We start from the raw sequence: 12,061 nt of genomic DNA on the forward strand, positions 1-12,061 counted from the left end.
TTTATACTCTTCGAAAATCTCTTCAAACCACGTCAGCTTCCATCTGCAACCTCAAAACAGTGTTTTGAGCTGACTTCGTCAGTTCTATCTACAACCTCAAAGCAGTGCTTTGAGCAACCTGCGGCTAGCTTCCTAGTTTGCTTTTTGATTTTCATTGAGTATAAGTCAAGTAATCACTTTGAAGTTTCAAAGCTTAATTTTAAGTTTTCTTTAAGGAAAGTATATTATTCTGAAGGACTCTAAAATTTCACAGCCATTTATTGGTAATGACTACAGAATTCCTAGTCATTGCTAGAAATGGACTAGTTTCTTTGAATAATAGAACTGCTTAACCCTCCTATTCTAGAACGGGAGGGCTGGTATTTCTTTCATGATAGGACTAGATTGTGGTATAATAGAGAGAATAAGTTTTTTTAGTAAGACAAAGGAGAAAATAGATGATTTATGCAGGAATTCTTGCTGGTGGAACTGGCACACGCATGGGAATCAGTAACTTGCCAAAACAATTTTTAGAGCTAGGTGATCGACCTATTTTGATTCATACAATTGAAAAATTTGTCTTGGAACCAAGCATTGAAAAAATTGTGGTTGGTGTTCATGGAGACTGGGTTTCTCATGCAGAGGATCTTGTAGATAAATATCTGCCTCTTCATAAGGAACGTATCATCATTACAAAGGGTGGTGCTGACCGCAATACAAGTATTGAGAAAATCATTGAAGCCATAGATGCTTATCGTCCGCTTACTCCAGAGGATATCGTTGTTACCCACGATTCTGTTCGTCCATTTATTACACTTCGCATGATTCAGGACAATATCAAACTTGCCCAAAATCATGACGCAGTGGACACAGTGGTAGAAGCGGTTGATACCATCGTTGAAAGCACCAACGGTCAATTTATTACAGATATTCCAAATCGTGCTCACCTTTATCAAGGGCAAACACCTCAAACATTCCGTTGCAAGGACTTCATGGACCTTTATGGCTCTCTTTCTGCTGAAGAGAAAGAAATCTTGACAGATGCATGTAAAATCTTTGTCATTAAAGGAAAAGATGTAGCCTTGGCCAAGGGTGAATACTCAAATCTGAAGATTACAACCGTAACAGATTTGAAGATTGCAAAAAGTATGATTGAGAAAGACTAGTAAAATGATTAATCAAATTTATCAACTAACTAAGCCTAAGTTTATCAATGTCAAATATCAGGAAGAGGCTATTGACCAAGAGAATCATATCCTCATCCGCCCTAATTATATGGCGGTCTGTCATGCGGATCAGCGTTACTACCAAGGAAAACGTGATCCAAAGATTTTGAATAAAAAACTTCCAATGGCAATGATTCACGAGTCATGTGGAACCGTTATTTCTGACCCGACAGGAACCTACGAGGTTGGGCAAAAAGTTGTCATGATTCCCAATCATCCTCCTATGCAGAGTGATGAAGAATTCTATGAGAACTACATGACAGGGACTCATTTCTTGTCTAGTGGATTTGATGGCTTTATGAGAGAGTTTGTTTCTCTTCCTAAAGATCGTGTGGTGGCTTATGATGCTATTGAAGATACGGTTGCAGCCATTACAGAGTTTGTCAGTGTTGGCATGCATGCCATGAATCGCTTATTGACCCTTGCTCATAGCAAGCGGGACCGAATCGCCGTTATCGGAGATGGAAGTCTAGCATTTGTGGTTGCCAATATTATCAATTATACTTTGCCAGAAGCAGAGATTGTGGTTATTGGTCGTCATTGGGAAAAATTGGAACTTTTCTCTTTTGCCAAAGAATGCTATATTACTGATAATATTCCTGAAGATTTGGCCTTTGACCATGCTTTTGAGTGTTGTGGTGGTGATGGTACTGGACCGGCTATAAATGACCTGATTCGCTACATTCGTCCTCAGGGAACGATTCTCATGATGGGAGTTAGCGAATATAAAGTCAATCTCAATACTCGCGATGCCTTAGAAAAAGGCTTGCTCTTGGTTGGTTCCTCTCGTTCTGGTCGCATTGATTTTGAAAATGCCATCCAAATGATGGAAGTCAAGAAATTTGCCAATCGTCTTAAAAATATCCTTTATCTAGAAGAACCTGTAAGAGAAATTAAAGATATTCACCGTGTCTTTGCGACCGATTTAAACACAGCCTTTAAAACCGTGTTTAAGTGGGAAGTATAAGTGCTGGAGGTTAATTGTGGAGAAAATCATTAAAGAGAAAATTTCTTCCTTACTTAGTCAAGAAGAGGAAGTCCTCAGTGTTGAACAACTGGGGGGAATGACCAATCAAAACTATTTGGTCAAAACAACAAATAAGCAATACATTGTTAAATTCTTTGGTAAAGGGACAGAAAAGCTTATCAATCGTCAAGATGAAAAGTACAATCTTGAACTACTAAAGGATTTAGACTTAGATGTAAAAAATTATCTTTTTGATATTGAAGCTGGTATCAAAGTAAATGAGTATATCGAATCTGCGATTACGCTTGATTCAACTACAATCAAGACCAAATTTGATAAAATTGCTCCAATATTACAAACTATTCATGCTTCTGGCAAGGAATTAAGAGGAGAATTTGCTCCTTTTGAAGAAATCAAAAAATACGAATCCTTGATTGAAGAGAAAATCCCTTATGCCAACTATGAAGCTGTTCGAGAAGAAGTCTTCTCCTTAGAGAAAAGACTGGCTGACTTAGGTGTTGACAGAAAATCTTGTCATATCGATTTGGTGCCTGAAAACTTTATAGAATCACCTCAAGGACGTCTATATCTGATTGACTGGGAATATTCATCAATGAATGATCCAATGTGGGATTTGGCAGCCCTCTTTTTAGAGTCCGAATTTACTCGTCAAGAGGAAGAAGACTTCTTGTCTCACTATGAGAGTGAGCAAACACCTGTCTCTCGTGAAAAGATTGCCATTTATAAAATTTTACAAGACACTATTTGGAGTCTATGGACTGTCTATAAGGAAGAGCAAGGTGCAGATTTTGGTGACTATGGTGTGAGTCGTTACCAAAGAGCTGTTAAAGGTTTGGCTTCTTATGGAGGTTCAGATGAAAAATAAAAATGGAGTTTCTTTTGGTCTACTCTCAGGTATTTTCTGGGGTTTAGGTCTAACAATTAGTGCTTACATCTTTTCGATTTTTACAGATTTGTCACCCTTTGTAGTGGCTGCTGCTCATGATTTTTTGAGCATCTTTATCTTACTAGCTTTTCTTTTAGTGAAAGAAGGGAAAGTTCGCCTCTCAATTTTCTTAAATATTCGCAATGTTAGTGTTATCATCGGAGCCTTGCTAGCAGGCCCTATCGGTATGCAGGCCAATCTTTATGCGGTTAAGTATATCGGAAGTTCCTTGGCTTCATCAGTATCGGCTATTTACCCTGCGATTTCAGTTTTATTGGCTTTCTTCTTTTTGAAGCACAAGATTTCGAAAAATACTGTGTTTGGGATTGTCTTGATTATTGGAGGGATTATTGCTCAGACCTATAAGGTTGAACAGGTCAATTCCTTCTACATTGGGATTCTTTGTGCTTTGGTTTGTGCCATTGCATGGGGGAGTGAGAGTGTCCTTAGCTCCTTTGCCATGGAAAGTGAATTGAGTGAAATCGAAGCCCTCTTAATCCGTCAAGTAACTTCATTCTTGTCCTATCTTGTGATTGTGCTCTTCTCTCATCAGTCATTTGCTGCAGTGGCCAATGGACAATTGCTAGGTCTTATGATTGTCTTTGCAGCCTTTGATATGATTTCCTACTTGGCTTATTATATCGCTATCAATCGCTTGCAACCAGCCAAGGCTACAGGTCTTAACGTGAGTTATGTAGTTTGGACTGTCTTGTTTGCAGTTGTTTTCTTGGGTGCACCGCTAGATATGCTGACAATTATTACGTCACTTGTCGTTATTGCTGGAGTTTATATTATTATTAAAGAATAAAGGAGATTCGTGTGAAAGCCATTATCTTAGCAGCGGGATTGGGAACTCGCTTGCGTCCTATGACTGAAAATACCCCTAAAGCCTTGGTTCAGGTTAATCAAAAACCTTTGATTGAATACCAGATTGAGTTTCTCAAAGAAAAGGGAATCCATGATATCATCATCATTGTTGGTTACCTTAAAGAACAATTCGATTACTTAAAAGACAAATACGGTGTTCGCCTCGTTTTCAATGATAGATACGCTGACTACAATAACTTTTACTCTCTCTATCTTGTAAAAGAAGAATTGGCTAACAGCTATGTTATTGATGCAGATAACTACCTCTTTAAAAATATGTTCCGCAATGATTTGACACGTTCGACTTATTTTAGTGTTTATCGTGAAGATTGTACCAACGAATGGTTCTTGGTCTATGGAGACGACTACAAGGTTCAAGATATTACTGTTGATAGCAAGGCTGGTCGTATCCTTAGTGGTGTATCCTTCTGGGATGCTCCAACTGCAGAAAAGATTGTCGGCTTTATCGATAAGGCCTATGCAAGTGGTGAATTTGTTGATCTCTATTGGGACAATATGGTTAAGGATAATATCAAAGAGCTAGATGTCTATGTTGAAGAATTAGAAGGCAATAGCATCTATGAGATCGATAGTGTCCAAGACTATCATAAATTAGAAGAAATTCTTAAAAACGAAAATTAAAAATTTTGTATGTGAGTTATAGTCTCGATAAAAATAGTTACATCAAAATGAAATAGGAATTAGGTGAATCAATTGGGGAAGTCAAATTAGTGTGTTCGTCTCCTATTTCAATCTACTATACAAGAAAAGTGCAAATAAGAAATCTCCAGATTAGGAACCATCAGTGAGTTCTCTAGTTTGGAGATTTTTCAATATACTTCGTTATTGGACGGTTACAATTGAGTGTTATCTAGCTTCCGGCTCATTTATTTGTTGATTTAGCCCCATCCCTATCCAGCGGATATGTCGGTGTAATGGAATCCCTAGACAGAGGCGAAACTAAGTCCTTATTTAGTACTCGATCTGTTCCTTGTTGAACATAAGCCACGATGAGACGTAGCGGTTTATCGCCTATGGATTGCTTTTTATACTGAGTCGGATATAATACTGATGTTCCATCTGCTCCTACTAGCCCCCATGCAACGATGTCATAACCTTCTGCTGAGGTTTCAATTCCACCAAAATTTTCATTATGTCCACCTTGAACCAAATACATTTTCAATTGAGAGCCTTGCGGAATATTAGAACTAGATAATCCATTTGGTGGAGTAGGAATTTCCCCATTAACTATAGGTTTTTTTCCTGCTTTTCCCTCTACATCTTGTTGAGCAGTCTTTCCTGGATTTAGTGGAGATTCATCAAATTCTGGTTTTGGTAGTTGATACAGAACCTCTTGAATCTTACTAGACACGTGACCGCTTCCTTCAGTTACTGTTAAGGTTGTATTGTATAGCCCATAGAGATTTTTAGGAGACTGACCGGTAATAGTTAAAACAGCTCGTTTTCCATTACTATCAATTCTTGTTTTGATTGTAGCCCAAGTTTTACCGTCCTTACCCACCGTTGGGAACCCTGATAAAGAAATATTTCTAATAGTTCCAGTTTCTACAGTAGCAATATATTTTAAAGGTATCTCGTTTAAGTTTTGACCGTTATATAAATTACGAGTGTCTCTTTCTCTTCCTGAATCATCCCTAGATCTTTTTTCGTTCCCGGTACTTCCTGTAGCAAACCCATAAACAAGACCGGAAACACTTCTACGATTCCTGGTTCCTCCAGTTTCCTCTGCATCTTTCTTTAGATGAGCAGCCTTTTTATACTCCTCAAGTGCAGCATTAAAGACCTCCTGATTGACAAGCCCATTTTCTGATTGCCCCAATGCTTCGTTGAGTTTATCATAGGCTTCCTTGAGTTTTTGGACTTGTTCTGGATTTTCAGTGCTGGTCTTCAGTTCTTGGAGGAGTTTATGGATTTTGTCCGATAGAGGATAGCTCACTCTATCTAAATAGGAGATTTTAACAATAGGAGATTTTAACTTTGATTTAAGAGAGATAGAATCATAATGAAAACGATATAGCAGACTGAAGCTAGAATAGTAGACCTTGTTTTTGAAAATATTGTTAAAAATTAGTTTGAATTTCTCAACTAATTTATGCAGTTATTACTTCGTTCTGTTATAAAAAACCAAACGCTCCCTTCTCACGATGGAAAAAACAAGCATGTAATAAAAAATTAATAATTCTGACATTTTAAGATACAGAGCTTGCCATCATTGATAAAATCAGCTACCATGAGTAAGTAAGTAAGTAAGTAAGTAAGTAAGTAAGTAAGTAAGTAAGTAAGTAAGTAAGTAAGTAAGTAAGTAAGTAAGTTTTTTTGTCCCGATTATGATATAATGATTAAACTAGGTGAATTTTGCTAGTAGGAGAAGCGATATTTTGCCACTAGATATAAACATGAGACTTCCTTTCCAAAATAACATGACAACATTATTGCTATTTGCTAAGCCTACTAGACAGTTATCCTAGTTTTTTGAATAGAATGAATAGATAAAAGGGGTTACGAACATGACGCCAGAAGAAATGTACTTGACAGATCGATTGGATGTACAGATAGCTCATTTTTTAAAGAAAAGCGTTCAACATCGTAGACGCTATAAGGTATTAAAAATAACAGAAATCGTGGCAGGTTTTCTCATAGCTGTTTTTTGTGCTATTCCTATGCCAGGTGATCGCTACCGTTTGATTTCGGTTGCCTTATCCAGTCTAGGCTTGCTGTGTGAGGGGATTCTCAATTTGTATAATGCCAAGGAACACTGGATTTCTTACCAAAAGACTGCGCAACTCCTGGAGAGAGAAAAATTCCTCTATCAATGCCAAACGGAGAAATATGCAGGAAAAACCAAGGCTTTTGCCCTATTTGTCAAGACATGCGAAGGTCTTATCTCAGAGGAAATCAACCAGTGGGAAAGTATCCAGTCAAAAGAAGTGGCAGCTAGTGCAGATGCTCCAGAGAAAAAAGAATAGGAGGTGGAGAAAATGTCTCAATCCAGCTATCTGTCGCCCTTGCTCTGGTTGAAAAAAGAAGCCGATAAAGAAGAGATGAGCGCAACTCAGTGCCAGATATTTTTCTTTTATTATCAACTGTTTGAACTCTTATTTGCTAGAGAAAGCGACTTGAGAGACTTATGTCTGGGAAGGCAAGGTTTTTATTTCTCGCAGTTAAAGAAAGATTTGCTTTCTGGAGTTTTCCACTTTCTAAAAAACTTGGAGGGAAAAGGGACTCTCAAGGCTAATCAAGAAGTATCAGCTCGCAAAGCCCTTTTTCTAGCCTTGACAACTAGCCAGTCAGATTGGCAAGAGTTAGCTCCTGTTTTTGATTTTTATCAGGCTGTAGGGAGACTTGAACATCCTTCTCTCTTGAGTTCTCAGGACAGACAATATCTGATGTGGATTTACCAGTCAGCTTTGGAGAAGGATTATAGTGTCAAGGTAATTGGCGACAAGCATTTTGTATTGAAGAGACAAGATGCTACTAAATTGACAGCGCGCCAAACTCAAACTTTGGAAATTCTGAGTCAATCAGAAGACTTGGTCAATCCTGTCTATGTTACATTAGGAGAAAAGGGGGTGCTCTTGCTTGATTAAGAGAGGAGATGTTGTAGCTCTTTATTTGCCTTTTCCGACTATTAGTAGCGATTTGGCTGTGAAGAATCATATGTATATCTGTATTGACAACAGCATGACTAAAAACAAAGAGTTGGTTAAAAATCAGACCTTCAAACCAGCCCTCTTGACCAGACGTTTGGTCAAGAACTTTATGATAGAAGAGCCGGATCTAGCTCGTAATCCTTTTACAAGACCAACCTTGATTGACTTAGATAAGGTATTTATGTTAGATAATACGGTCATTCCGACTTCTTATCTAGCCAGACGGCGACGCAATGTCTCAGAAGAATTGTACGAGGAAGTTTTGGATCACTTAGTCCAACCACGGCTGATTTCGCTGGACAAGTCTGAGTTTATGCAACTCAATCCAGGAACTTATTAGGAGGTAGAAGATGACAAATAAAGCAGTAAATGACTTTATACTAGCTATGGATTATGATAAAAAGAAACTCTTGACCCATCAGGGAGAGAGTATTGAAAATCGTTTCATCAAAGAGGGGAATCAGCTACCCGATGAGTTTGTTGTTATCGAAAGAAAGAAGCGGAGCCTGTCGACAAACACAAGTGATATTTCCGTGACGGCTACCAACGACAGTCGCCTCTATCCTGGTGCCCTTCTCGTAGTGGATGAGACCTTGTTAGAGAATAATCCCACTCTTCTTGCGGTCGATCGTGCTCCGATGACTTATAGTATTGATTTGCCTGGTTTGGCAAGTAGTGATAGCTTTCTCCAAGTAGAAGATCCCAGCAATTCAAGTGTTCGCGGAGCAGTAAACGATTTGTTGGCCAAGTGGCATCAAGACTATGGTCAGGTCAATAATGTCCCAGCTAGAATGCAGTATGAAAAAATCACGGCTCACAGCATGGAACAACTCAAGGTCAAGTTTGGTTCTGACTTTGAAAAGACAGGGAATTCTCTTGATATTGATTTTAATTCTGTCCATTCGGGTGAAAAGCAGATTCAGATTGTCAATTTTAAGCAGATTTATTATACAGTCAGCGTAGATGCTGTTAAAAATCCAGGAGATGTGTTTCAAGATACTGTAACGGTAGAGGATTTGAGGCAGAGAGGAATTTCTGCAGAGCGTCCTTTGGTCTATATTTCGAGTGTTGCTTACGGGCGTCAGGTTTATCTCAAGTTGGAAACCACGAGTAAGAGTGATGAAGTAGAGGCTGCTTTTGAAGCTTTGATAAAAGGAGTCAAGGTAGCTCCTCAGACAGAGTGGAAGCAGATTTTGGACAATACAGAAGTGAAGGCAGTTATTTTAGGGGGCGACCCGAGTTCGGGTGCCCGAGTTGTAACAGGCAAGGTGGATATGGTAGAGGACTTGATTCAAGAAGGCAGTCGCTTTACAGCCGATCATCCAGGCTTGCCGATTTCCTATACAACTTCTTTTTTACGGGACAATGTAGTTGCGACCTTTCAAAACAGTACAGACTATGTTGAGACTAAGGTGACAGCTTACAGAAACGGAGATTTACTCTTGGATCATAGTGGTGCCTATGTTGCCCAATATTACATTACTTGGGATGAATTATCCTATGATTATCAAGGTAAGGAAGTCTTGACTCCTAAGGCTTGGAACAGAAATGGCCAGGATTTGACGGCTCATTTTACCACTAGTATTCCTTTAAAAGGGAATGTTCGCAATCTCTCTGTCAAAATTAGAGAGTGTACTGGGCTTGCCTGGGAATGGTGGCGTACGGTTTATGAAAAAACCGATTTGCCCCTAGTGCGTAAGCGGACGATTTCTATTTGGGGAACGACTCTTTATCCTCAGGTAGAGGATAAGGTAGAAAATGATTAGGAGAGAAGAATGTTTGCGACAAAAAGAGTGAATGGCGATTTGTTTTCAGGACTTATCACAGATGTGGATGAGGAAATCATGAATAGCGATCAAAATCGCCTTGATATTGATACTATTGTCATCCACCATAATGGTGGGCTGAGTGATGAAGGGGCTAGAAGTACTTGGTATGTCTCTACAGGTCATGGCACATCTGCTCACTATCAGGTGACTCCTGATAAGATATGGGGGTGTGTTGGTGAAGAGAGCGTTGCCTATCATGCTGGCAACTATGAAGTCAATCAGCGTTCGATTGGTATTGAACACTTAAATAACCGTGGGGAACCTGACTGGACTATTGCAGAGGAAACCTACTGGAACTCAGCACGTTTGATTGCAGATATTTGTGATCGTTATAATTTGCCAATCAATCGTGAGACCATCCATCCTCACCAGGAATTTACTGCTACAGATTGCCCTGGGGGGATTGATCTAAATCGACTCATCCAGATGGCGGCTGAGATTCATGCTGGCGATAGTTTCCAAGTCTCAAAAGAGGAACAGCCTCGAGATGGGAATGGAGAGTATCTAGTGCGTGTGGTAGATGATGATCTCTACATCCGAACAGGCCCAGGTCTGGCTTATCCTGACCAAGGTTTTTGTCCTCTTGGGACTTTTACCATCATGCAGGTAGAAGAAGCAGATGGCTATACTTGGGGCTTGTTGAAGTCGGGTAGGGGCTGGATCGCACTAGACTATACAGAAGAAATCAAATAGAAAAAGGAAGGAAGAATGAATGAAACTAAAAAGTAAAGAAGAGCGCAAAGGGGAAAAGGTTTTTCGTTACTCAATAAGGAAGTACCACTTTGGTGCTGCCAGCGTTGCCGTTGCTGCGCTGATGTTTTTTGCCAACGGGACAGTACAGGCACAAACACCTGACATTTCTCCAGCGACAGAAAGCGGAACGACTAGAACCAGCGCCCTTGTAAGCGATTCCTCGGGGGGGGGGGTATCTGAAGAGCTAAGTGAAGAAACTCCTGATACAGACCCTAGTCAGCCAGAGCAACCTATCCAAGGCAATCGAGAAAACCAAGAGGCTTCAGATAAAAACAAGTCTCTAGTAAAAGATAGCGAAGAAGGCAAGGGAGAAAAACAAGCAGAAGAAGCAAGCCGTCCTACTGTAGATAAGTCACTTGCCGAGTCGGCACAAACCAGTCTGCAAGCTCTACTTGCCAATCTGACACTGGACTCAATGAAAGAACTTCACGCTCGTGTAGAAGCAGGTCTAGCACAAGCTAAAGCTGTTCTTGAAAATCCAAACTCTAGTCAAGAGGAGGTCAATGCCCAAGTTCAAGCCATGAAAACCTTGACTGAGGAAGTCAACAAGGCTTTGGCAGGTGGACTCACATCCCCAGCTGAGCTTGGAGAAGGAAGTGGTGTGACTCAGAGTGAACCAAGCCCGACTCCTAGACGAGGGCGAGGTCGTAGGGGGCAACTAACTCCTCCTACAGCACCAGTGTCAACAGAAAATCAAGAAACCAAGGAAAGGGCGGAGGAAGTTACAGACTACACAAATGGTCCAGGTAGCTATCCTCTATCAGAAAAAATCCATAAACTCCTCCAAGAATTGAATACCAGCACTGAAAATCCAGAACAAGTCCAAAAACTAAAAGAGGCTTACGATAAACTCAATGAAGCATTACAGACGAAAGAAGATGGACTTGTTGACCAGGAGGTTTTCAATGCTGCACTTGAGGAGTATAAAAAGGCTAGTCAACTAGAGAAAGGTGCTAAGGAAGCTGAAAAGAGCAGAAGTCGAAGAAGTGTTTCTGGACTCGTCTACGGGCTGGCTACAGGAAGTGATGGTAAGGAAATAAGGGCTAGGGATAGTTCAGGAAGGGAAAGGGACATCCGTAATTTGTTTAACGGTGAGGACTTAAACGTTCTAGCTTTAAAATATATTGCTACTGTAGAAACTGGAACNNTCAGGGTTCCCAACGGTGGGAAATAACGGTAAGACTTGGGCTACAATCACAAAGAGAATTGATAACAATGGAAAAAGAGCTGTTATAACTATTAGAGGTAAATCTCCTAAAGAATTGTCTGGGGTATACAACACAACTTTAACAGTAGTTGAAGGAAGTAGTCATGTTTCTAGTAAGACTCAAACGATTCTGTATCAACTCCCAAAACCAACATTTGATGGGTCTTATACTGATCCAGGAAAAAGCAGTCAAGAAGCTGTGGAGGGTAAAGCAGAAGAAAAACCCATACTTAGGGGGAGAATCGCTGTTCCGCCAGGTGGATTGACTAGTTCCAATATTGTGAATAATAGTGAATTGAGAATGTTCTTGGTTCGAGGTGGACATAATGACTCGTTTAATGGGGTCGAAACTGGAGCAGAAGGTTTTGACATCGTTGCGTGGGGGAGAGTGGGATCAGATGGAACGGTACCATTCTATCCAACTCAGTACCAAAAACCATCCATAGGCGATGCCCCCCTACGTCTTGTTGTAGCTTATGTTAAACCAGGAACAAACCAAATAATAAATCAAGACCTAGTTTCGCCTTTAAGTAACGAGACTATTAGACCAACTTATCCGATTGATAGGGATGGGGCAAATGGTGAACTTGATGCCGCAGCCAATACGAAGAACACT

At 40.0% G+C, this 12,061-nt stretch carries 12 protein-coding genes and 1 pseudogene; 12 read left to right on the forward strand and 1 reads right to left on the reverse strand.

Annotation, left to right across the window (positions count from 1 at the left end; translation table 11 throughout):
* The first annotated feature begins 437 nt into the window (after positions 1-437).
* Genes HT721_RS10655 through HT721_RS10675 form a run of 5 tightly spaced genes read left to right on the forward strand, consistent with a single transcriptional unit; the run spans position 438 to position 4,627 of the window.
* The gene (locus tag HT721_RS10655; protein WP_000638493.1) at positions 438-1,145 is read left to right on the forward strand and encodes a 2-C-methyl-D-erythritol 4-phosphate cytidylyltransferase; all 708 of its coding nucleotides are present in this window, start codon (positions 438-440) and stop codon (positions 1,143-1,145) included.
* 4 nt (positions 1,146-1,149) lie between these two features.
* Positions 1,150-2,172, forward strand: coding sequence for a ribitol-5-phosphate dehydrogenase (locus HT721_RS10660; protein WP_140209064.1), 1,023 nt, complete (start codon positions 1,150-1,152; stop codon positions 2,170-2,172).
* Between the two features lie 16 nt (positions 2,173-2,188).
* Positions 2,189-3,058 carry a choline kinase LicA gene (gene licA / locus HT721_RS10665; RefSeq protein WP_173214173.1) on the forward strand — a complete coding sequence of 290 codons (870 nt, stop codon included), beginning with the start codon at positions 2,189-2,191 and terminating at the stop codon, positions 3,056-3,058.
* Complete coding sequence (locus HT721_RS10670; protein ID WP_057487565.1) at positions 3,048-3,926, forward strand: DMT family transporter; 879 nt, start codon at positions 3,048-3,050, stop codon at positions 3,924-3,926. The genes licA and HT721_RS10670 overlap by 11 nt, the downstream gene beginning before the upstream one ends.
* A gap of 11 nt (positions 3,927-3,937) precedes the next feature.
* A complete protein-coding gene (locus tag HT721_RS10675) occupies positions 3,938-4,627 on the forward strand; it encodes a sugar phosphate nucleotidyltransferase (RefSeq protein ID WP_173214175.1) in 690 nt (229 codons plus the stop codon).
* 241 nt (positions 4,628-4,868) lie between these two features.
* Here HT721_RS10675 and HT721_RS10680 read toward each other — a convergent pair whose 3' ends face one another.
* Entirely contained in the window at positions 4,869-5,942 is a 1,074-nt protein-coding gene (locus HT721_RS10680; protein WP_173229794.1) for a hypothetical protein, read from the reverse strand.
* A gap of 571 nt (positions 5,943-6,513) precedes the next feature.
* Here HT721_RS10680 and HT721_RS10685 point away from each other — a divergent pair.
* The 7 genes and pseudogenes from HT721_RS10685 to HT721_RS10715 all read left to right on the forward strand — a co-directional run.
* The gene (locus tag HT721_RS10685; protein WP_031222784.1) at positions 6,514-6,972 is read left to right on the forward strand and encodes a DUF4231 domain-containing protein; all 459 of its coding nucleotides are present in this window, start codon (positions 6,514-6,516) and stop codon (positions 6,970-6,972) included.
* Positions 6,973-6,984: 12 nt separating this feature from the next.
* Positions 6,985-7,593, forward strand: coding sequence for a hypothetical protein (locus HT721_RS10690; RefSeq protein WP_173229796.1), 609 nt, complete (start codon positions 6,985-6,987; stop codon positions 7,591-7,593).
* Positions 7,586-7,996 (forward strand): hypothetical protein, encoded by a 411-nt coding sequence (locus HT721_RS10695; RefSeq protein ID WP_240149990.1) that lies wholly within the window; start codon positions 7,586-7,588, stop codon positions 7,994-7,996. The genes HT721_RS10690 and HT721_RS10695 overlap by 8 nt, the downstream gene beginning before the upstream one ends.
* Before the next feature lie 10 nt (positions 7,997-8,006).
* A complete protein-coding gene (ply, locus tag HT721_RS10700; RefSeq protein ID WP_061438673.1) occupies positions 8,007-9,422 on the forward strand; it encodes a cholesterol-dependent cytolysin pneumolysin in 1,416 nt (471 codons plus the stop codon).
* A 9-nt stretch (positions 9,423-9,431) separates the two neighbouring features.
* Positions 9,432-10,178 (forward strand): peptidoglycan recognition family protein, encoded by a 747-nt coding sequence (locus HT721_RS10705; protein ID WP_101514457.1) that lies wholly within the window; start codon positions 9,432-9,434, stop codon positions 10,176-10,178.
* Between the two features lie 19 nt (positions 10,179-10,197).
* Positions 10,198-11,412: a YSIRK-type signal peptide-containing protein gene (locus HT721_RS11230; RefSeq protein WP_240149992.1), complete on the forward strand. Its 1,215-nt coding sequence runs from the start codon at positions 10,198-10,200 to the stop codon at positions 11,410-11,412.
* A pseudogene (locus tag HT721_RS10715) lies at positions 11,402-12,061 on the forward strand (hypothetical protein); the annotation flags it as partial. The gene HT721_RS11230 and the pseudogene HT721_RS10715, both read left to right, overlap by 11 nt.

This window comes from Streptococcus sp. 4094, from assembly GCF_013277125.1.
In the GTDB taxonomy this organism is placed as follows: domain Bacteria; phylum Bacillota; class Bacilli; order Lactobacillales; family Streptococcaceae; genus Streptococcus.

What these genes read in the sequence shown, in the direction of transcription:
- HT721_RS10655 (WP_000638493.1), top strand. Translation starts at nt 438, where the DNA reads ATGATTTATGCAGGAATTCTTGCTGGTGGAACTGGCACACGCATGGGA.
- HT721_RS10660 (WP_140209064.1), top strand. Translation starts at nt 1,150, where the DNA reads ATGATTAATCAAATTTATCAACTAACTAAGCCTAAGTTTATCAATGTC.
- HT721_RS10670 (WP_057487565.1), top strand. Translation starts at nt 3,048, where the DNA reads ATGAAAAATAAAAATGGAGTTTCTTTTGGTCTACTCTCAGGTATTTTC.
- HT721_RS10685 (WP_031222784.1), top strand. Translation starts at nt 6,514, where the DNA reads ATGACGCCAGAAGAAATGTACTTGACAGATCGATTGGATGTACAGATA.
- HT721_RS10690 (WP_173229796.1), top strand. Translation starts at nt 6,985, where the DNA reads ATGTCTCAATCCAGCTATCTGTCGCCCTTGCTCTGGTTGAAAAAAGAA.
- ply (WP_061438673.1), top strand. Translation starts at nt 8,007, where the DNA reads ATGACAAATAAAGCAGTAAATGACTTTATACTAGCTATGGATTATGAT.
- HT721_RS10705 (WP_101514457.1), top strand. Translation starts at nt 9,432, where the DNA reads ATGTTTGCGACAAAAAGAGTGAATGGCGATTTGTTTTCAGGACTTATC.